Origin of the sequence: Mesorhizobium sp. M2E.F.Ca.ET.219.01.1.1 (genome assembly GCF_004016445.2) — a bacterium.
Lineage (GTDB): Bacteria > Pseudomonadota > Alphaproteobacteria > Rhizobiales > Rhizobiaceae > Mesorhizobium.
Genome location: NZ_SADT02000004.1, coordinates 330,354 through 350,680, shown reverse-complemented (window position 1 = coordinate 350,680; position 20,327 = coordinate 330,354). Strand labels below are relative to the sequence as shown.

The 20,327-nt window shown below is 63.6% G+C and carries 16 protein-coding genes; 6 read left to right on the top strand and 10 right to left on the bottom strand.

Going from position 1 to position 20,327, the window contains the following annotated elements:
• Position 1: 1 nt before the first annotated feature.
• From EN862_RS21710 to EN862_RS21685, 5 genes are all read left to right on the top strand, one after another.
• A complete protein-coding gene (locus EN862_RS21710; protein WP_127867926.1) occupies positions 2 to 784 on the top strand; it encodes an ABC transporter permease in 783 nt (260 codons plus the stop codon).
• Complete coding sequence (locus EN862_RS21705) at positions 781 to 1,845, top strand: ABC transporter ATP-binding protein (RefSeq protein WP_127867925.1); 1,065 nt, start codon at positions 781 to 783, stop codon at positions 1,843 to 1,845. The genes EN862_RS21710 and EN862_RS21705 overlap by 4 nt, the downstream gene beginning before the upstream one ends.
• A 3-nt stretch (positions 1,846 to 1,848) precedes the next feature.
• Complete coding sequence (locus EN862_RS21700; RefSeq protein WP_127867924.1) at positions 1,849 to 2,607, top strand: MBL fold metallo-hydrolase; 759 nt, start codon at positions 1,849 to 1,851, stop codon at positions 2,605 to 2,607.
• A 432-nt stretch (positions 2,608 to 3,039) separates the two neighbouring features.
• Positions 3,040 to 3,813: an NAD kinase gene (locus EN862_RS21690; RefSeq protein WP_127867922.1), complete on the top strand. Its 774-nt coding sequence runs from the start codon at positions 3,040 to 3,042 to the stop codon at positions 3,811 to 3,813.
• 293 nt (positions 3,814 to 4,106) lie between these two features.
• Entirely contained in the window at positions 4,107 to 5,645 is a 1,539-nt protein-coding gene (locus EN862_RS21685; RefSeq protein WP_189401287.1) for a DEAD/DEAH box helicase, read from the top strand.
• 81 nt (positions 5,646 to 5,726) lie between these two features.
• On the opposite strand, the gene EN862_RS21680 is transcribed toward EN862_RS21685, so the two are convergent.
• The 8 genes from EN862_RS21680 to EN862_RS21645 all read right to left on the bottom strand — a co-directional run bounded on the left by EN862_RS21680 (position 5,727) and on the right by EN862_RS21645 (position 14,195).
• Complete coding sequence (locus EN862_RS21680; RefSeq protein ID WP_127867920.1) at positions 5,727 to 6,335, bottom strand: hypothetical protein; 609 nt, start codon at positions 6,333 to 6,335, stop codon at positions 5,727 to 5,729.
• Between the two features lie 247 nt (positions 6,336 to 6,582).
• Complete coding sequence (locus EN862_RS21675) at positions 6,583 to 7,233, bottom strand: OmpA family protein (protein ID WP_127867919.1); 651 nt, start codon at positions 7,231 to 7,233, stop codon at positions 6,583 to 6,585.
• 136 nt (positions 7,234 to 7,369) lie between these two features.
• Positions 7,370 to 7,738: a GFA family protein gene (locus EN862_RS21670; RefSeq protein WP_127867918.1), complete on the bottom strand. Its 369-nt coding sequence runs from the start codon at positions 7,736 to 7,738 to the stop codon at positions 7,370 to 7,372.
• Between the two features lie 163 nt (positions 7,739 to 7,901).
• Positions 7,902 to 8,279 (bottom strand): hypothetical protein, encoded by a 378-nt coding sequence (locus tag EN862_RS21665; protein ID WP_127867917.1) that lies wholly within the window; start codon positions 8,277 to 8,279, stop codon positions 7,902 to 7,904.
• Positions 8,280 to 8,564: 285 nt separating this feature from the next.
• Positions 8,565 to 8,969: a GFA family protein gene (locus EN862_RS21660; protein ID WP_127867916.1), complete on the bottom strand. Its 405-nt coding sequence runs from the start codon at positions 8,967 to 8,969 to the stop codon at positions 8,565 to 8,567.
• Positions 8,970 to 9,000: 31 nt separating this feature from the next.
• Positions 9,001 to 10,132, bottom strand: a protein-coding gene (gene prfB / locus EN862_RS21655) for a peptide chain release factor 2 (protein WP_127867915.1) whose coding sequence is annotated in 2 segments (ribosomal slippage) — positions 9,001 to 10,065 and positions 10,067 to 10,132 — 1,131 coding nt in all. Because the reading frame shifts where the segments join, the coding sequence is not laid out codon by codon here.
• A gap of 184 nt (positions 10,133 to 10,316) precedes the next feature.
• Positions 10,317 to 12,773, bottom strand: coding sequence for a penicillin-binding protein 1A (locus tag EN862_RS21650; RefSeq protein ID WP_127867914.1), 2,457 nt, complete (start codon positions 12,771 to 12,773; stop codon positions 10,317 to 10,319).
• 231 nt (positions 12,774 to 13,004) lie between these two features.
• The gene (locus EN862_RS21645; RefSeq protein WP_245519675.1) at positions 13,005 to 14,195 is read right to left on the bottom strand and encodes an N-acetylmuramoyl-L-alanine amidase; all 1,191 of its coding nucleotides are present in this window, start codon (positions 14,193 to 14,195) and stop codon (positions 13,005 to 13,007) included.
• Between the two features lie 702 nt (positions 14,196 to 14,897).
• On the opposite strand from EN862_RS21645, the gene EN862_RS21640 reads away from it, so the two are divergent.
• Positions 14,898 to 17,873 carry a ribonuclease E/G gene (locus EN862_RS21640; protein ID WP_127867912.1) on the top strand — a complete coding sequence of 992 codons (2,976 nt, stop codon included), beginning with the start codon at positions 14,898 to 14,900 and terminating at the stop codon, positions 17,871 to 17,873.
• Positions 17,874 to 18,094: 221 nt separating this feature from the next.
• Here the strand turns inward: EN862_RS21640 and EN862_RS21635 are convergent, their stop codons facing one another.
• A complete protein-coding gene (locus tag EN862_RS21635) occupies positions 18,095 to 19,024 on the bottom strand; it encodes a glutaminase (protein WP_189401280.1) in 930 nt (309 codons plus the stop codon).
• A 5-nt stretch (positions 19,025 to 19,029) separates the two neighbouring features.
• Positions 19,030 to 20,178, bottom strand: coding sequence for an aminotransferase class I/II-fold pyridoxal phosphate-dependent enzyme (locus EN862_RS21630; protein ID WP_127867910.1), 1,149 nt, complete (start codon positions 20,176 to 20,178; stop codon positions 19,030 to 19,032).
• Between the last annotated feature and the right edge of the window lie 149 nt (positions 20,179 to 20,327).

The window sequence follows — 20,327 nt, the reverse complement described above, 5'->3', positions numbered from 1 at the left end:
CATGCGCGCCGCCGTCCGCCTCGCCGCCTGGCTCTACGCCATCGCCGTCTACGGTTTCATCTTCCTGCCGGTGGTCGTGCTGGTGCTGTTCTCGCTGCAGGCGACCTCCTTCCCGATCCCGCCTTTCACCGGACCGTCGCTGCGCTGGTACCAGGCGGTGCTTTCAGACGCGAGGCTCACCTCAGCGCTGGTCAATTCGCTAATGGTGGCGGTCCTCTCCTCGCTTGCCTCGGTCACGCTTGGATTTCTGTCAGCCTGGGGTTTCGCGCGCTTCGTCCTGCCGGGCTCGGCCTTGCTGCGCGGGCTGATCACGCTGCCGCTCACCGTCAGCTATCTGATCATCGGCATGGGGCTTTTGGTGCTGTTCAACTGGGCCGGGGTGCCGAAATCGCTGCTTGCGGCCGGCATCGGCCATGTGGTGATCAACCTGCCGCTCTGCTTCGCCATCATCTACAGCCAGATGGGCGACCACCAGATCAACATCGAGCGCGCCGGGCGCGACCTCGGCGCCGCCGAATGGAAGGTGCTGCTCCTGATCACCGTGCCGGTGATGGCGCCGGCGATCTTCGCCGGCTTCTTCCTGTCGATGACGTTCTCCTGGGACGAGTTCGTCATCTCCTTCCTGCTCACCCGCTTCGAGACGACGCTGCCCGTGGAAATCTGGAACCTCTTGCGCTCCGGCCTCAACCCCAAGACCAATGCCGTCGGCTCGCTGGTCTTTGCCGTCTCCATTGTCCTGGTAGTGTTTTTCGAACTGACGCTGTTGCGGAGAAAGCCGGCATGAGCGCGCCTTTGGTCGACATCCGCAACGTCTCGCACCGATTCGGCCAGCTGCCGGTGCTGAAAGACGTCTCGCTGGCGATCGACCCCGGCAGCTACACGATCCTGCTCGGGCCGTCAGGCTCAGGCAAGACGACGCTGCTGTCGATCCTTGGCGGCTTCGTCACGCCGAGCGAAGGCAAGGTCTTCATTCGTGGCCAGGACTGCACCGCCGTGCCGCCGGCCAAGCGCCCGACGACCACCGTGTTCCAGGATTATGCGCTGTTCCCGCATATGAGCGTCGGCGGCAATGTCGGTTTCGGCCTGCGCATGCGGGGGATCGACGGCGCGACGCGGGCGGCGAAGGCGCGCGATGCGCTTGCCCTTGTCGGCTTGGCGGCCGCCTTCGACAAGAAACCGCATCAGCTCTCCGGCGGCCAGCGCCAGCGCGTGGCGCTGGCCCGTGCGCTGGTCATCGAACCGGCGGTGCTTTTGCTCGACGAGCCGCTCGGCGCGCTCGATCTCAAGCTGCGGCGGCAGATGCAGGATGAGCTGAAGGCGATCCAGAAGCGCGTCGGCACCGCCTTTGTCCATGTCACCCACGACCAGGAAGAAGCGATGGCGCTGGCAGACCACTGCGTGGTGATGAATGACGGCCGCATCGAGGATGAGGGCCCGCCCGAGCGCGTCTATGCGCGGCCGAAGACACGCTTCTCCGCCACCTTCATGGGCGAAAGCACCATTCTTGCCGGCACCGTGACCGAAGCGAGGGACGGGATCGTCATGGTCTCGACGGCAGTGGGCTCGCTTTCGCTGCAGGGCGCCTCACCTGCCGGCGCCCCGGTAGCGCTCGCCATCCGGCCCGAGCACCTGGTTCTCGGCGACGCGAAAGGCGATGTCGCGCTCGGCGCCGGCAAGGTCGGCGATGTCGTCTTCCAGGGCAGCTTCAAGCGCGTGCTGGCCACGTCGATGCTGGATCCGGTACTGCAGTTCATCGCCAAGGCGCCCGCTTCCGCCACCGTCCAGGCAGGCGACACGATCCCGGTTTCATGCAACGCTCAAGACATCATCCTGCTGGCGGACTGATCCATGAGCATGCTTCCGGTCATCGAGGCTCCGGACTGGTACGAAACCATCCGCATGGGCGACGACGTCACGCTCATCCATGAGCCGTGGATAAAGCCGTTCTTCCGCTGCAACATCTGGCATGTGCGCGGCCGCGACCGCGACCTATTGTTCGACACTGGCCTCGGCCATTTCAGCCTGAGGAGCCACGTGCCGCTTGTCAGCGAGCGCAAGCTCACCTGCGTCGCCAGCCACACGCATTTCGACCATATCGGCTGCCATCACGAGTTTCCGGACCGCTGCGTGCACTCGGCCGAGGCGGCGATCCTCGCCGATCCACGCAACGAATGGACGGTCGCGGACCGTTACGCCAATGAGAAGATGTTCGATCGCTCGCCACAGGGCTGGGACACGGCGCGCTATCGCATCCCGCCGGCGCCGGCCGGCCGGCTGCTCGGACATGGCGACGTCGTCGATCTCGGCGACCGCGCCTTCGAGGTCATCCACACGCCTGGACATTCGCCTGGCGGCATCGCGCTCTATGAAAAGAAGACTGGCATCCTGCTTTCGGGCGACATCGTCTATGACGGGCCGCTGATCGACGACGTCTACCACTCAGACATTGAGGATTATGTCGGAACGCTGCTCGCCATGCGCGATCTCGACGTGTCGATCGTCCATGGCGGCCATTTCCCAAGCTTCGGCAAGGTGCGATACCGGCAACTCATCGACGAGTATGTCGCTGGCAAACGCAAAGCGGGCTGCCACTTGCAGGGCGGCTGAGCGATAAGGCGAAGCGGAGCCTACAGCGCCCGTTGCGGGCAAGGCGTTCCCGTGGCGTCACCGCAACGGGAAACTGCCGGCTGCGGCCGCTGGCTCATCTCTTCCGAATGACGCACGAGTTCGGCGAACATCAGCGCGAAGCTTCCCATCATCAGGAAGACTATGATCAGACGCGTTACCGGCAATAGACAGGTCTCTCGACTGGCCAGCCCCCGCCAACCCATCCACTGTCGGCTAACATGATCGATCTGGCTTTACGAGTGTTTAAGCTTCCTCTTAACCATTGTGGCCATCACATTCATGTCGCTTCTGTCACGAAGCGCGACTGCCGGGGTGTCACCCGCCGGCGAGCGCTGCACCCTTCACAGATATGGGCGACGCATGCTACGCCGTCGCCGGCGCGGCCCCGCAGACGGTCGCCCTCCGGGAGCCATGAGCAAAGCCGCCAGCCGTTTCGCCTTCGTCTCTTCCGACACCGACGACGCCCTCGCCGCGCGGGAAAGCCTGTCGGCGCGTTATGGGCAGGTGCCTGTCGCTGAAGCGGAGATCATCATCGCGCTCGGCGGCGACGGTTTTCTACTGCAGACGCTGCGCGAGACGATGAGCACAGGCAAGAAGGTCTACGGCATGAACCGCGGCACCATCGGCTTCCTGATGAACGAATATCGCGCCGGCGGTCTCGATGAACGCATCGCCAACGCCGTTGCCGAGACGATCCGGCCGCTGGAAATGGTCGCCGTGACACATGACGGCGAATCCGTTGCGGCGCCGGCCATCAACGAGGTGGCGCTGTGGCGCCAGTCCTACCAGACGGCGAAGATCCGCATCACCATCGATGGCCAGGTGCGGCTGGAGGAGCTGAATTGCGACGGCGTCATGATCGCCACCCCTGCCGGCTCCACGGCCTATAATCTGTCGGCGCACGGGCCGATCCTGCCGCTCGATGCACCGCTCCTGGCATTGACGCCGGTCAGCCCTTTTCGGCCGCGTCGCTGGCGCGGGGCGCTGCTGTCCAACAAGGCGACCGTGCGTTTCGACATACTGGAGGCCGAAAAGCGCCCGGTGAATGCCGCCGCGGACCATACCGAGGTCAAGGCGGTGGCCTCCGTCACCGTGCGGGAATCGCCGACGGCGACGGCAACTTTGCTGTTCGATCCCAACCATTCCTGGAACGAACGCATCCTTGCCGAGCAGTTCCGCTACTGAGCCGGCGCGGCGATATTGTTTCGATCAATGCATGTCGCCCAAAGTGCGCAGCGGTTTTGGGAACACGACATGCATCAAGCTAAGATTCAAAGCGCGTAGCCTGATTCCGTTTCGACGCGACGCGCTTTAAGCATCGCGATTAAGGTTACGTCTTCACAATCACCGGGATTCCCGGCTGTTTCTGTTGACAAATCGCGGACTTGCGCCTAACTGCAACCGCGATCTTGCAAGCGCGCGGCGCCTGCCGCAACACATGTTGCGATTTTCCCGAACCAGCCAAAGACATCAAACACTTGTCCTCAGACACCACGACCGCTCAAGAAGCGTTGACCTTTTCGGACCTCGGCCTGTCGCCGAAAGTCCTCTCCGCAGTCTCAGATGCCGGCTACACCAAGCCGACTCCGATCCAGGCTGGCGCCATCCCGCATGCGCTGCTCGGCAAGGATGTGCTGGGCATCGCCCAGACCGGCACCGGCAAGACCGCTTCCTTCGTGCTGCCGATGCTGACGCGCTTGGAAAAGGGGCGCGCCCGCGCGCGCATGCCGCGCACGCTGATCCTCGAGCCGACCCGTGAGCTCGCCGCGCAGGTCGAGGAAAACTTCATCAAATACGGCAAGAACCACAAGCTCAACATCGCGCTTCTGATCGGCGGTGTCTCCTTCGACGAGCAGGACAAGAAGCTCGAACGTGGCGCCGATGTGCTGATCGCGACACCGGGCCGCCTGCTCGATCACCGCGAGCGCGGCAAGCTTCTGCTCAACGGCGTCGAGATCCTCGTCATCGACGAGGCCGACCGCATGCTCGACATGGGCTTCATTCCCGATATCGAGCGCATCTGCGAAATGATCCCGTTCACGCGCCAGACGCTGTTCTTCTCGGCGACGATGCCGCCGGAGATCACCAAGCTGACCGAGAAATTCCTGCACGCGCCGGTGCGCGTCGAGGTTTCCAAGGCCGCGTCCACCGCGACCAGCATCACGCAGCGCCTGGTGAAGTCCGGCAACAAGCCTTGGGAAAAGCGCGAGACGCTGCGCAATCTGATCAAGGCCGAAGACGCCGACCTGAAGAACGCCATCATCTTCTGCAATCGCAAGGTCGAGGTGTCGGAGTTGTTCCGCTCGCTGTTGAAGCATGATTTCGACGCCGGCGCCCTGCATGGCGACATGGACCAGCGCGCCCGCATGCAGATGCTCGCCAATTTCCGCGACGGCAAGCTGCGCTACCTCGTTGCCTCGGACGTCGCCGCGCGCGGCCTCGACATTCCCGATGTCAGCCACGTCTTCAACTACGACGTGCCGATCCATGCCGAGGACTATGTCCACCGCATCGGCCGCACCGGCCGCGCCGGACGTGCAGGCAAGTCCTTCACCATCGCCACGCGCGCCGACACCAAATATGTCGATGCCATCGAGAGGCTGATCGGCACCAAGATCGAATGGCATGACGGCGACCTGTCGACCGTGACGGAAAGCGAAGGCGGGGAAGAGCCGCGCCGTGGCCGCGGCGCCCCCCGCCGGGCCGGCCGCAAGGACGAGGACCGCAAGGACCGCGGCGAGCGCAAGAAGGACCGCCACGCCAAGCGCGACGAAGCGCCCGATCTCGCCCGCGAGGAACAGACCATTGCCGAAGTGGCCGATATCGCCGAACGCCGCGCCCGCAAGGACGCGATCCGTTCCGAGAACGAGCGCAAGGGTTCGGGCAACCGTCACGAGCAGCGCGGCGACGCTCGTCCGCAGCGCGACCGCCCCAGCCGCCATCGCGAGGAAGACGACGCCACGGTCGGTTTCGGCGACGATGTGCCGGCCTTCATGCGGATCGTCGCCAAGGTCTGAGCTTCCATCTTTAGAAGCAGACATGAAAACGGCCCGGTTCTCCGGGCCGTTTCTTTTTTGCGCTGCTTTGCCCGCCCTGCCCTACATCGGCCCAGGCATCATCTTGGTCGGCTTCTCCAGCATCGGGAATTCGGCCTTGTTGCACGTCACCTTCGGGTTGGTCGGAGTGAACATGCCGTTTGGATTGTCCCTGAACAGCCAGGCATGCAGGTCGTAATGAACGAACTCCCTCGGGATGAGCGGGTAGTGTCCTTCCATCGGCCCCATGAATTTCTGGCCGAACAGCTTCGGAACCTCCTTCACATCCGGCGTCAAAGGCACCAGCCATTCCACGCCGACCAGTTTAAGACCTTTCCTGGTCGGCTCGTAGATCAGGACGTTGGGCTTCATCGGATCGAGCGGCTTGCCGATGCTCGGGACGTTGACGAAATGGACGCCCATGGCGCCCTTAGGATAGTACATCGCGCCGTCTATCTTTTCCCCGTTGTAGTAGACGCAGCCTTCGGTCGACAGATAGAGGTCGCGGATGGCGGCCGTGTAATCTTCATACTTGGCCAGGGATTTCTTCAGGGCTTCGATATCGGCCTTATTGGCATCCTCTGCCCGAGCCGTGGCGGCTCCGAGCCACGCGCCCAAAAGGCCAGTCAAAACGAGGGCGCCGCAGCGTCCGATGCGAGCTGTTCTTGTCATGCATTCCTCCCAGATTCCCTTGATCTGGCCGTGCAAGACCGGGGCGGCAGATGCGATTGCGCGGCCGGTTTAACCGCCCCATCCCCTCTGGAACAGCCGAATGGTAGTCCTTTCCCTGGATTTGGAAAGTATCAATTAGAATAAGCTAATGTCCTAAGACCTTCGCCCATCTTCGGACCGAGCCAACAAAAAACGGCCCCGCTCGGGGCCGTTCTGCTTGGTGGCAATTCGCTGCTGGCAAGTTTTCTCAGGTGAGCGGCGACAGCTGTATTTCGACACGCCGGTTCTGCTCGCGGCCGGCGGCCGTCGCATTGGATGCGATCGGGCGCGTCTTGCCGAAGCCGGTGACGGCGAAGCGGCGCTGATCGACGCCCTGGCCGGCCAGGTAGTTGGCGACGGCAAGCGCGCGGCGCTGCGACAGGTCGAAATTGTGCTGGTCGCCGCCGGTCGAATCGGTGTGGCCGAAGACATCCACCGTCGTCTGGCGGAACTTCTTCAGCACCAGCGCAACGGAGTTCAGCACCGGATAGAAGCCCGGCTTCACCGCGTCCTGGTCGACGTTGAAGGTGATGTCGGACGGCATGTTGAGGATGATCTGGTCGCCGCTGCGGGTGACGCTGACGCCGGTGCCCTGCAACTGACGGCGAAGCTCGGCCTCGTTCTGGTCCATCGTCGCGCCGATCGCGCCGCCGGCCAGCGCGCCGATGCCGGCGCCGATCAAGGCGTTGCGGCGGTCATTGCCGCCGGCCAGCAGACCAAGGCTGGCGCCTGCCAGCGCGCCAAGGCCGGCGCCGGCCGCCGTGTTGGAGATCTTCTGGTCGCCGGTATACGGATCGGTGGTGGTGCAGGCGCTCACCAGCAAAGCCGTCGCCACGACGACGAGCACAGTCTTCTTCATGAGATTGGTCCCTCTCCAACTCGCGGCCCTTGCGGCCACGCCAAATCAGCCCTTCCGCAGCCTTGTAGCATGAAATGCGGCGAAAAACGGAACGGGAATGCAGCCGCAAAAGTCGCTGGCCGTTCCCGCTTCGCCTCTACCACAGATTCTTGCCGTCGATGACCACCACCTCGACCTTGTCCAGGTCGAAATCGTCGAACAGGCGCGAATTGACGCTGATCTTCGGGTTGTCGAAATCCGGCTTTCCGGTCGACCAGTCAGGCGTCTCGGTGAAGGTGCCGCAACCGCAAATGGCGCAGAAACCATGCTTCACGGTCTTCGAGCCCCAGCGATAGAAGGAGACGTTCTGAGGCGGGCTTGTGAGCTTGAATTGCGACGGCACATAGTAGGCCCATAGCGACCCGCGCTTCGAGCAGAACGAGCATGTGCATTGCGTCCCCGTCTGCGGCGCCTCGGCAACCTCGAAGGTTGTCGCCTTGCAGTGGCAACTGCCTTTGATGGTCATGAACTCACCTCTCCATTGTCCGCCGCGCCCATATTGCACGCAATTCCGAACGGAAAGCCGCTACGCACTTTCCTGGAATTGCTCGGCGGCAAGGCAACATAAAGAAGCAGTCCTGACAACTGTCTGTCAGCAGCTTCGGCAGAGATGCTGGCGCGCTCGAAGGCTAGTAAGAGGGCGGCGGCACGAACAGGCAGATGGTCTTGCCGGCGTCGAGCCCGGCCTGATGCGCGCACCAGTGATATTCGCCGTCGGGCGAATTCTTGACCCGCTTGTCGCTGTAGGCCACCACCTCGCCCGTGCCTTTTATGACATAGCCTTCGGGCCGCTCGCTGATCGATGACTGCGGCACTTCCTTGCAATCGAAGTTGGCACAGCAGGCAAAGGGGTATTTCCAGCCTTGCGGCGTGGCCGCCGTCGGCTGGGCGTCGTGCGCGATGGCCGGCGGCGCCAGCACCGAGATGGCCCCAACTGCGAGCAGGGAGAACAAAAGTCGGCCAGCCGGTCGAACGGCTTGGGCCGATCTTGATATGGCAGCAGACATCGAAGCGTTCCTTTCGAGCATCAAGCGTTTTCGCTTGCCCGTTCCCGGAACGTATCTTCCCAGTGGCCGGATCGTCGGTCGCAGATAAGCCGCAGCCGGCCATAAATGCTTTTAACCCCAGTGCGAAAACTGGGCTGATTCCTCGACTGACGCAAGCAACCGGCGATGCGGCGTTTTGCACCAGCCTCTGCCATCCAGAACCGTGTGCCGGCCTGGCTAACGACCAGTTAGCCGCACGGTGCCGGTGCCCGACAACGGGAAACGGCTCAAGCTGGTTCCGGACGTTCAGCCGGGAACATGCCCATCATACTGCGGCAGGTCGTCGGCGATTGTGAACCACTTCGCCTTGGAGCCGACAAAGATGTGCGCGGTCGGCCGTATGCTCGGATCGTCGACCAAGGTTCCCATGGCGACATGGACATAGGCACCGTCGCGGACCAGCGAATAGAGCAGCGAGCCGCATCGGCCGCAATGCGCGTCATGGCCGCTTTCGTCGCCGAAAATCAGCAGCCTGTCATCGCCCGCGGTGAGACGGAACTTGCCGCGCTCGATGCCGGCGAAGGGCTTGAACGCCGACCCCGTCGTGCGCCGGCAGTTGGAGCAGTGGCAGTTCGCGGCATAGACGAATTCGTCCGCCACTTCATAGCGGACGGCGCCGCAGAAACACTTCCCGGTAAGTTTGCGCGTCACCGGCATCCTCCGTCGTGCAGCGCCGGGAACCCTACTCGAGGTCCGCCACCGCTTCGCCCGCGCCGCCCTCGATGCGATGCGAGAGCGAGGCTTCCATGAACTCGTCTAGGTCGCCGTCGAGCACGCTCGACGGCGAGGTGCTTTCGACCCCAGTGCGCAGATCCTTCACGAGTTGATAGGGCTGCAGCACGTAGGAGCGGATCTGGTGGCCCCAGCCGATGTCGCTCTTCGACGCCTCCGTGGCGTTGGCGACCGCCTCGCGCTTCTTCAGCTCTTCCTCGTAGAGGCGCGAGCGCAGCATTTCCCATGCCTTGGCGCGGTTCTTGTGCTGCGAGCGCTCGGCCTGGCAGGCAACCGCGATGCCGGTCGCGAGATGGGTGATGCGGACCGCCGAGTCGGTGGTGTTGACGTGCTGGCCGCCGGAACCGGAGGAGCGATAGGTATCGATGCGCACGTCAGATTCCGAGACATCGATCTCTATTTTGTCGTCGACGACAGGATAGACCCAGACACTAGAGAAGGAGGTGTGACGCCGCGCATTGCTGTCGTAAGGCGAAATGCGCACCAGGCGGTGGACGCCGGACTCGGTCTTCAGCCAGCCATAGGCGTTGTGACCCTTGATCAGCACGGTTGCGGATTTGATGCCCGCCTCTTCGCCGTCGTGAACTTCCAGCACCTCGACCTTGAAGCGGCGGCGCTCGGCCCAGCGCGTGTACATGCGCAGCAGCATCGAGGCCCAGTCCTGGCTTTCGGTACCGCCCGCGCCGGCATGGATTTCGAGATAGGTGTCGTTGGCGTCGGCTTCGCCGGAGAGCAGCGTCTCGACCTGCCGGGCCTTGGCCTCGCCTTGCATCGAGCGCAGCGCAGCCTCGGCTTCCGCGATGATGCCGTCGTCGCCCTCTTCCTCGCCGAGCTCGATCAGGCCGATATTGTCGTCCAGCGCCTGTGTCATTCCCTTGACGGCGGCGATGCCGTCCTCCAGCTCCTGGCGCTCCCGCATCAGCTTCTGCGCTTCGATCGGATCATTCCAGAGGCTAGAATCCTCGGCGCGCGAATTCAGGTACTCAAGCCGCTTTACAGCCTGATCCCAGTCAAAGATGCCTCCTCAGCAGGGTTATCGCCTGCCTGATCTCGTCGACAATGTTTTGCGTTTCCGCGCGCATGGCTTTTCGTTCGGTCCTGTTCTTTTCGGTCTTTTCGGATTAGGCGCGATACATAGGCACGGCATCGCCGCCTGTAAAGCGAAATGGGCCGGCTCAACCGTGACCCCGAAAAGTGGAATCCGGTTTTCGGAAAAGGTCACGGTCAAGGAATAAGACGCCAGCCCATTCGAGAGCTATCGAGACGTCAGTAGAGCCCGCCGCCGCCGTCCTGGATGGCCTGGTTGGCTTGTGGCGACAGCGCGCCACCCGAACCATTGGAGCCATCCGCGCCCATGCCGATCACCCAATAGCTGTCGGCCGGGCCGGTACCGGGCTTGAACGCCTCGACGATGGTGTTGGGGTCGCCCTCGGCGGCGCGCATGCCGGTCTTGCGGTTGATGGCGATGAGTTTCATGCCGTCCGGAACCTGGAAGTCGGTGTTCGGCTTGCCGTCGAGCGCCACGCGCATGAAGTCCTTGAAAATCGGCGCGGCGAGACCGCCGCCCGTGGCACCCTTGCCGAGGCCGCGCGGCGTGTCGTAGCCCATGTAGAGACCGACGACGAGGTTTGGCGTGAAGCCGATGAACCAGGCGTCCTTCTCGTCATTGGTGGTGCCGGTCTTGCCGGCGATGTGGCGGCCGAGCTCGCCGATGGTGGCGCCGGTGCCGCGCTGGACCACGCCTTCCATCATCGAGGTGATCTGGTAGGCGGTCATCGGATCGAGCACCTGCTCGGAATTGTCGACCAGCTCCGGCTCGGGCTGGTTCTTCCATTCGGTGGCGTTGCAGCCCTCGCAGCCGCGCTCATCCTGCTTGAACACCGTCTTGCCGTACCGGTCCTGGATGCGGTCGATGAGCGAGGGTTTGATCGATTTGCCGCCATTGGCCATGATCGAATAGGCCGAGACCATGCGCATGACGGTCGTCTCGCCGGAGCCCAGCGCCATCGGCAGATAGGGCGCCAGGTGGTCGTAGACGCCGAAGCGCTCGGCATATTCCACGACCAGCTTCATGCCCATGTCGTTGGCAAGCCGCACCGTCATCAGGTTGCGCGACTTCTCGATGCCGGAGCGCAAGGTGGCGGGGCCAGCGACCGTGCCGTCATAGTTCTTCGGCGTCCAGGTGGTGTTGCCGCTCTGGATGGTGATCGGGCCGTCCATGATCACGGAGGCCGGCGTATAGCCGTTGTCGAGCGCGGCCGAATAGACAATCGGCTTGAACGAGGAGCCGGGCTGCCGCATCGCCTGGGTCGCGCGGTTGAACTCGGACTGCGCATAGGAGAATCCGCCGACCATGGCGAGCACGCGGCCGGTATGCGGATCCATGGCGACGAGACCGCCTTCGACCTCGGGCACCTGGCGCAGCATATAGGTGTTGTCGGAGCCATCGTTCTTCTGCACGAAGACGACGTCGCCGGGCTCAAGAACCTCGGCCGGAGACTTCGCCCTGACGGACTTGCCGTTGACGAAGTGGCGCATGGCGAAGCCCATGTCGTCCTTGCTGACGGTGCCCTGGACGCGGTCCTTGACGAGCTCGCCGGAGACCTGCCGCGTCGGCTGGATGCCGATGGTCAGCCCGTCCGCCGAACTGTCGAGCACCACGGCAAGCGTCCATTCAGGCACGTCCTCGAGGCCCTTCACGTTGCCGAGCGGCACGCCCCAGTCGCCGGAAATGTCGACATGCGTGACCGGACCGCGGTAGCCGCGCAGCATGTCGTATTTGAGCAGGCCGTTCTGCAGCGACTTGCGGGCGATAAGCTGGATGTTCGGATCGAGCGTGGTGCGCACCGACAGGCCGCCCTCATAGAGTGCGTTCTCGCCGTAGCGGGCGATGATCTGGCGGCGGACTTCCTCGGTGAAATACTCGCCGGCAAACAGATAGGAGCCATTGCGGCGCGGCGTCACGCCGAGCGGCTCAGCCTTGGCCTTGGCGCCCTCCTCGCGGGTGACGTAGCCATTCTCGACCATCTGGTCGATGACCCAGTTGCGGCGCTCGATCGCGCGGTCCGCGTGCTTGAAGGGATGATAATTGTTCGGGCCCTTGGGCAGCGAGGCGAGATAGGCGGCTTCCGCGACCGTCAGCTCGTTGACCGACTTGTCGAAATAGGTGAGCGCCGCGCCCGCGACGCCATAAGCGCCGAAGCCGAAGAAGATTTCATTGAGATAGAGTTCAAGGATGCGGTCCTTGGAATAGGCCTGCTCGATGCGGAAGGCCAGGATCATCTCCTTGATCTTGCGCTCGTAGGTCTGATCCGAGGTGAGCAGGAAGTTCTTCGCCACCTGCTGGGTGATGGTCGAGGCGCCGACCTGGCGCCGGCCCGAGCCGAGGTTCTGCAGGTTGACGATGATGGCGCGGCCGAGGCCGGTGACGTCGATGCCGGGGTGGTTGTAGAAATTCTTGTCCTCGGCCGACATGAAGGCGGCCTTGACGCGGTCCGGGATGGCCTGGATCGGCAGATAAAGGCGCCGCTCACGCGCATATTCCGCCATCAGCGAGCCGTCGGAGGCATGAATGCGCGTCGTCACCGGCGGTTCGTATTTGGCCAGAACCTCGTAGTCGGGCAGGTCCTTCGCGACATGGCTGATATAGATGGCAAGGCCGGCCGCCACCAGCAACGCCAGCGTCGTGCCGATGCCAAAGAAATAGCCGATGAGACGAATCATACCCGCTCCAGTCCGAGGTTCGGGAATTTCCTAAACGAAGCCGACAGTCGCGCAAGCTTCCCGGGGCGGTCCCAATCCGCAATCAAAAAACCCATGTCGCCACCATGTGGACAAAATACGGCAGCGCGAAATTTGAGGACTCGGTTATTCAATAATAACGCCGGGTGTTGTCGTCATGCAACGGCTGCTTGTGGTTGTAGACGCCCGGTGGTTGTGAGCAGGCGCGGCCGGTCAACCGCCCGTCGCCGTTCCAGCCTTGGCCGCGGCAAACAGGGCGACCGCGTTGGTTATGCTTTGCGCCGCCTTGCCGCGCCAGTCGGCGTTGAGCAGCTGCGCCTCGTCCTTGCTGTTGGACAGGTAGCCAAGCTCGACCAGAACAGACGGCACGTCCGGAGCCTTGAGCACCTTGAAGCCGGCCGAGCGTTGCGGATTGTTGATGAGGCCGACACTGGTCGACAATTGGCCGACCAGCGTATGGGCGAAGCTCATCGAGAAGCCATGCGTTTCCCGCCGGATCAGGTCGATGAGGATGTCGGTGACTTCCTTGTTGTCGTCCTCGATCTTCATTCCCGCGAACTGATCGGACAGGTTCTCGCGATCGGCGAGCGCCTGGGCCTCGGGATCGGACGCCTTGTCCGACAGCGTGTAGACGGTGGCGCCGCGAAGACCTTTGACGGCAATCGTATCGGCATGGATCGAGATCAAGAGGTCCGCCTCGTGCTGGCGCGCGATGCGCACACGCTCGTCAAGCGCCAGATACACGTCGTCGTCGCGTGTCATGAAGACATCGTATTTGCCGACCGCGGCCAGCTTGTCGCGCAATTCCTTGGCAAAAGCGAGCGTGACGTCCTTCTCGACCGTGCCGGCGGAGCTCTCGGCGCCGCCATCGACGCCGCCATGGCCGGGGTCGATCACCACCGTGAAGCGATGGCCGGGCGCCGAGACCGGCCCGGTGCCGACCCGCTCGCCTTTTTCGGTGGAGACCGTCGAACCGGTGGTCAGCGACTGGTTGGCGAGGGCCTCGTCGAACTCGCGTTCGGAAGCGGCCGACATATCGATGGCGATGCGGTAGCCGGTGCCGTCGTCATTCTTGAGCACGTCGAGCTTGTCGACGGCGAAAGGACCCTTGCCGGTCAGGATCAGGCGCGAGCCGTGCCCCTGATCGCCGTAGCGGACGGCCCGCACAAGGCCACGCGGCTTCACATCCTTGGCCTCAAGCGCGAATCGCGTTCGCGGCAGATCGACGACCAGGCGATTGGGGCCCCGCAACAAAAACCATTTGACGTCCGGCTCGCGGTCGAAATTCACGACGATGCGCATCTTGGTGGCGTCGCCGGCCATCTTGTAGCCGGTCGCGCCAAGCAGGGCGTCGGCGCGCGCGGCGGCCGCAAAACAAAGCAGCAGCAAGGCGGCGCAGGCCATGCGCGTGAAATGCGCCGCGGCCCCGCCTCTCTTGTCCGCGCTGCCCGCAAGTCCCATCTCTTGTCCGTCGCTCCCGGTTTGACGCATTGCGCCCGGTCTTCTCGCAGAGTGCCAGTCAGGCCGCCAATTCGATTAACGATTGGTATTCAGAGAAGGTTAACCAAGCCTTTCAGAGGCGAGACGAAGGGCACCTTCCCTAACGGAAGCGCTTTTTGCCGGCATCCGAAATCGGGGTTGCCTTCCATCCCGCCAAATCATAAAAGCGACGTTGGATCACTGCAATCCTGGAACCGCTCGCCTCAGCAGTTTCCTGCCAAAGGTCGGATGCAAAGGCGGCTCCGTTATCCTTCCAGGCTCAGGTGGTCGCGACGATTTTCGCAGGCGTGCTCCCGTGGCGGGGGAATCGCTTGCGTGAGGAAAACGGCCGGGTTTGCCCCGTGCCGGCTCTTCGTGAGCAAACAAGCTGGTCCGGCTCAGCCCGGGCTTTGGTTCAAAAGGTCTGCTGGGTGCCGATGGCTTCAAGCGCAATCATGGAAAGGTCCGCATCAAACCGCGCCATAGTGGCTGCGGGCCGCACCGCCATTGCGCTCAAGCGGCGGCTAGCGGACATTCAATTATCCGGCATGCACACAGATACAGGCGCACAGCGGCGGGCATTGCCACGCCAGCTGCGGCCGTCGGCTGCCGGCAGGAAACAAGATAATGCCCAACAAGATGCTGATAGACGCCTCCCACCCGGAGGAAACACGCGTTGTCGTCGTTCGCGGTAACCGCATCGAAGAATTCGACTTTGAATCCCAGGACAAGAAGCAGCTCAAAGGAAACATCTACCTCGCCCGCGTAACCCGCGTCGAACCTTCCCTTCAGGCAGCCTTTGTCGAGTATGGCGGCAACCGTCACGGTTTCCTCGCCTTCAGTGAAATCCATCCCGACTATTATCAGATCCCGGTAGCGGACCGTCAGGCTCTGCTTCGCGCCGAAGCGCAGGAGGCCGAGGACGACGACGACGAGGAAGCGGAGAACGGCGAAGAGCAGCAGGCGCGCGATCGCGGCGGCCGGCGCAACCGCAGGCGCGGCGGCAAGAACCGCGACCGCAGCGACCACAGACACGCATCGTCGGAAAACGAGGAAAGCCCGGCTGAGCCCGCAGTTGCCGAAGAAACCACGGCCGAGGCTGCCGCGAGCGGGGATGCCGGCGAGACCGCCGACGCTTCAGGCGAGAACCCCGAAACCTCCGATGAAGCCGTTGAAGTCGAAGTGGTCTCGGAAACGGCTGAGCAATCCAACGCCGAAGCCGACGACGCCACAGGCGAGGAGGATGGCAAGTCCTCCGAAGGTGGTCCGACGTCGATTGCCGCGAGCGTCGAGGCCGACGTCATTTCTGAAGCAGTCCCGCAGGCGGATCAGCCCGAGCAGGCTAGCCCCGAACAGGTCGGCGAAGCGGCCGCCAGCGACAATGATCGCGGCATGCTGGAGGATGTCTCGGCCTCGCATTCGGACGAGCACGAGGTCGAATCGGTCGGCGCCGAGGACGCGCTCGAGGAAATCCGCAACCGCCGTAAGCCGGTGCGCCGCCAGTACAAGATCCAGGAAGTCATCAAGCGCCGCCAGATCCTTCTGGTGCAGGTTGTCAAGGAAGAGCGCGGCAACAAGGGCGCGGCGCTCACCACCTATCTTTCGCTTGCCGGCCGCTATTCGGTGCTGATGCCGAATACCGCGCGCGGCGGCGGCATCTCGCGCAAGATCACCAACGCCCAGGACCGCAAGCGCCTGAAGGAGGTCGTGGCCGACCTCGAAGTGCCGCAGGGCATGGGCGTCATCCTGCGCACCGCCGGCGAAAGCCGCACCAAGGCCGAGATCAAGCGCGACTACGAATATCTGATGCGGCTTTGGGAAAATGTCCGCAACCTGACGCTGCAGTCATCCGCCCCTGCCCTGGTCTATGAGGAAGGCAGCCTGATCAAGCGCTCGGTGCGCGACCTATACAACAAGGATATCGACGAGATCCTGGTCTCCGGCGAGGACGGCTACCGCGAGGCCAAGGACTTCATGCGCATGCTGATGCCCAGCCATGCCAAGGTGGTTCAGCCCTACCGCGACACCACGCCGATCTTCGTGCGCAACGGTATTGAGGCGCAGCTCGACCGCATGCTGCAGCCGCAGGTGACACTGAAGAGCGGCGGCTACATCATCATCAACCAGACCGAGGCGCTGGTCTCGATCGACGTCAACTCCGGCCGCTCCACCAAGGAGCATTCGATCGAGGAGACCGCGCTCCACACCAACCTGGAAGCGGCCGAGGAAGTCGCGCGCCAGTTGAGACTCCGCGACCTTGCCGGTCTCATCGTCATCGACTTCATCGACATGGAGGAGAACCGCAACAACCGCTCCGTCGAGAAGCGGCTGAAGGATCACCTCAAGAACGACCGCGCCCGTATCCAGGTCGGCCGCATCTCGCATTTCGGCCTGATGGAAATGTCGCGCCAGCGCATCCGCGCCAGCGTGCTGGAATCGACCATGAAGCCCTGCCCGCATTGCGGCGGCACCGGCCATGTGCGCTCCGATTCTTCCGTGGCGCTGATGGTGGTGCGGGCGATCGAGGAATTCCTGCTCAAGGATTCGCGCAGCCACATCATCGTGCGCACGCCGGCCGCGACGGCGCTTTATGTGCTGAACCACAAACGCGCCAACCTGGTTGAGCTCGAAGCCCGGTTCGGCCTGACGATCACGATCGAGGCTGACGAGACACTCGGCACCCAGCATTACGCGATCTTCCGCGGCGCCATCGCCGAGAAGCCGGAAGGCTTCGTCGAGGTGCGCAGCCTGCCGGCCTATGTCGAGCCGGAAGAGCCCGAGGACGAGATCGTCATCGAGGAAGAAGAAGAGGTCGCGGTGCAGGCCGAGCAGCCGCGCCACCCGCAGCAGCAGGGCCAGCACCAACAGCGGTCCGAGGACGGCGAAGGCCGTGATCGCAAGCGTCGCAAGCGGCGGCGGCGGCGCGGCGGCAGGGACCGCGACCGCGAGCATAATGGGGATGTCACGGCTGCGCCGGCGGAACCTGGCGAAACCAGCGACGATGCCGCGGATGCACCGGAAGAAGCAGCCCAGGAGGCGACCGCCGGTGGCGAGACCGTGGTGGCCGCAGCCGAGGATGCTTCCGGCAAGAAGCGCCGGCGCGGCAAGCGCGGCGGCAAGCGCAACCGCCGTGACGACGAGGCTTCAGAGGCCGTCGTCGGCGACGTCGAGGACGAAGCAGCGGAAGACGAGGACGCAGCCGGCGAGCCGGCGGTCGCAGCCGCGCCCGAGCAGCCTGCCGCTCCCACGGCGGCCAATGACGATGCCGAGGCGGTTGAAAAGCCGAAGAAGCCCCGCCGTTCGCGCGCAAAGAAAGCCGCCGAGGAAGCCGTGGCAGAGACGGTGTCCGAACCTGTGGCGGAAGCTCAGGTCGCGCCCGTGGCGGTTGAGCCGGAGCCGGCACCTGCCGCTCCTGAGCCGGCACCTGCCGCTCCCGCGGCGACCGAGGCGGAGCCTGCCGCCAATGCCCATCCGACGCGGCGCAAGCCGCAGTCGATCGACGCGCCGGTTGTTCCCGTTGTATCCTCGAATGTGTCCGACGAGGCCAAGGCCGAGGACAAGCCAAAGCGCGCCGGCTGGTGGCAGCGCAAGGGCTTTTTCTAAGCTTTTCAGATTGTTGGACTGATTTCTTTGCAAAAATCCCGCGCCCCTGGCGCGGGATTTTTCTTGTTTGCCGCAGCGCAAGGCAAATCGAGATTCAGGTCAGGCCGAGTCGAAAATGGTGGGGTTCCGGGAACCGGAGCGGAGCGTACTTAAAGTACGTGAGCACCGGAAGCGCAGGGACCCGCCATTTGCAGGCCGGCCTCACCTGAATATCGACTTGCCTATGGCGCGAAGATCGACCAGTTCATCATGCGTGCGAGCTTCTCGAGCGCGATTGAGCCAAGCTTGGAGTTGCCATTCTCGTTGAGACCGGGCGACCACACCGCCAGCGAAGCCACCCCGGGCACGATGCCTAAAATACCGCCGCCGACGCCGCTTTTGCCGGGAATGCCGACGTGAAAGGCGAAATCGCCGGAACCGTCATAATGGCCGCAGGTCAGCATCAACGCGCCGATGCGGCGCGCCCGCTCGGCCGACACGACCGAGTGCCCGGTCGCCGGGTTCCTGCCGCCATTAGCCAGAAAGCGCCCCGCCATGGCGAGCTGACGGCAACTCATGGCGATGGCGCAATGGTGGAAATAGACACCCAGCGCCAGCTCTGGCTCATGATGGAGATTGCCGAAGGATTTCATATAGTTGGCCAGAGCGAAGTTGCGGTAGCCGGTGGCCCGCTCGGATGCCGCCACTTCGCGGTCGATGATGATCGTCTCGTCATCGGCGAGGAACTGAATGAAGCGCAGGATCTCGCCGATCGCCTCGCGCGGCTGATGGCCGGCGAGCAGGACGTCGGAGACGACGATGGCGCCGGCATTGATGAACGGATTGCGCGGAATGCCGTTCTCATGCTCGAGCTGGACGATCGAGTTGAACGGATTGCCGGACGGCTCGCGACCGACGCGCTGCCAGAGTGCATCGCCGATCTTGCCCAGCGCCAGGGTGAGGGTGAAGACCTTCGAAACGCTCTGGATTGAAAAGGGCTGATCGGCATCGCCGGCAAGGATGACGCGGCCATCATTGGTCACGGCGGCGATGCCGAATCTCTTCGGATCGACCTTGCCGAGCTGCGGGATGTAGGTCGCCACCCTGCCGCGATCGCTGCGCTCAGCCATTTCGGCGGCGACTTCCGCCAATGCTTGCTCGAGTTCCGGCATGGCTTCTATTTCAGCCAGCGTTCGATGCGGGTCAGCGCCTTGACCATGTCTTCATGGCTGCCGGCGTAGGAAAAGCGCATGGTGCGATGCCCCTGCAACGGGTCGAAATCGCGGCCTGGCGTCGCCGCGACATGCGCCTCGGCCAGCATCTTGCGGGCGAAGGCCATGCTGTCATTGGTGTGGCGGGTGACATCGCAGAAGGCGTAGAAGGCGCCGTCCATGGGCGCGGCCAGCGCGAAACCGAGCTCCGGCAGGCGTTTCATCAGAAGGTCGCGATTCCAGGCATAGCGCGCCTTCACCTTTTCCAGCTCCTCCATCGCCTTGAAGGCCTCGATCGCGGCAATCTGCGACAATTCCGGCGGCGAGATATAGAGGCTTTGGGCGATGCGCTCGACCGGCCGCACCAGTTCCTCGGGCAGCACCATCCAGCCGATGCGCCAGCCGGTCATGCAATAGTATTTCGAGAAGGAATTGATGACGGTCACGCCGGCGCCATGCGCCAGCGCGGTGACATCGGGCGCCGCATAAGCCAGCCGGTGGTAGATTTCGTCGGAGATGACGGCGATGCCGAGTTCCTCGGCCGTCTTGACCAGGGCCGCAAGTTCGTCCGCCGGGATCACCGCACCCGTCGGGTTGGCGGGGCTGGCAAACAGCACGCCCTTCAGCGGCTTCTCGCGATGCGCGCTCTTCAGGTGATCGGCATGCAGGTAAGCGTCCGCGCCGAGCTCGACCTCGACGATCTCGATGCCGAGCGCCGCCATGATGTTGCGGTAGGCAGGATAGCCGGGCGCGGCGATGGCGACCCGGTCGCCCGGATCGAACATCGCCAGGAAAGCGAGGTTGAATGCGGCCGACGAGCCGGTCGTGACGGCAATGCGCGACGGCGCGACGTCGATCCCGTAATGCTCGCCATAGTGCTCGGCGATCGCCTTGCGCAGATCGGCCAGGCCCAAGGCATCGGTGTAGCCGATGCGACCGTGCCTGAGCGCCGCGGCCGCCGCCTCGCGGACGCCGGCCGGCGCGGGATCCGATGGCTGGCCGACGGCCATCGACACCACGGGCACGCCGGTGGCCTTCAGCCGGTTGGCTTCGGCCAGGATGTCCATGGCGTGGAAGGGCTCGACTTCCCCCCGGCGCGAAAGCGAAACGACCATTTGACCTCTTCCAACTGCCCTGTTTCGGTGAATTCCGCACGCAAGCAGCGCAGACTTGCCTTGAACTGCCCTGGTTAAAGGGGCAGCGCCGCACAAATGCCCGATTGATGTGGGGATCACAAGCGCGCAGGAAGTTGCCGGCGCCGACT

Excerpts from the sequence above, each read along its gene's own strand:
- EN862_RS21710 (WP_127867926.1), top strand. The coding sequence starts at position 2 with ATGCGCGCCGCCGTCCGCCTCGCCGCCTGGCTCTACGCCATCGCCGTC.
- EN862_RS21705 (WP_127867925.1), top strand. The coding sequence starts at position 781 with ATGAGCGCGCCTTTGGTCGACATCCGCAACGTCTCGCACCGATTCGGC.
- EN862_RS21700 (WP_127867924.1), top strand. The coding sequence starts at position 1,849 with ATGAGCATGCTTCCGGTCATCGAGGCTCCGGACTGGTACGAAACCATC.
- EN862_RS21690 (WP_127867922.1), top strand. The coding sequence starts at position 3,040 with ATGAGCAAAGCCGCCAGCCGTTTCGCCTTCGTCTCTTCCGACACCGAC.
- EN862_RS21680 (WP_127867920.1), bottom strand. The coding sequence starts at position 6,335 with ATGACAAGAACAGCTCGCATCGGACGCTGCGGCGCCCTCGTTTTGACT.
- EN862_RS21675 (WP_127867919.1), bottom strand. The coding sequence starts at position 7,233 with ATGAAGAAGACTGTGCTCGTCGTCGTGGCGACGGCTTTGCTGGTGAGC.
- EN862_RS21670 (WP_127867918.1), bottom strand. The coding sequence starts at position 7,738 with ATGACCATCAAAGGCAGTTGCCACTGCAAGGCGACAACCTTCGAGGTT.
- EN862_RS21665 (WP_127867917.1), bottom strand. The coding sequence starts at position 8,279 with ATGTCTGCTGCCATATCAAGATCGGCCCAAGCCGTTCGACCGGCTGGC.
- EN862_RS21650 (WP_127867914.1), bottom strand. The coding sequence starts at position 12,773 with ATGATTCGTCTCATCGGCTATTTCTTTGGCATCGGCACGACGCTGGCG.
- EN862_RS21645 (WP_245519675.1), bottom strand. The coding sequence starts at position 14,195 with ATGGCCTGCGCCGCCTTGCTGCTGCTTTGTTTTGCGGCCGCCGCGCGC.
- EN862_RS21640 (WP_127867912.1), top strand. The coding sequence starts at position 14,898 with ATGCCCAACAAGATGCTGATAGACGCCTCCCACCCGGAGGAAACACGC.
- EN862_RS21635 (WP_189401280.1), bottom strand. The coding sequence starts at position 19,024 with ATGCCGGAACTCGAGCAAGCATTGGCGGAAGTCGCCGCCGAAATGGCT.
- EN862_RS21630 (WP_127867910.1), bottom strand. The coding sequence starts at position 20,178 with ATGGTCGTTTCGCTTTCGCGCCGGGGGGAAGTCGAGCCCTTCCACGCC.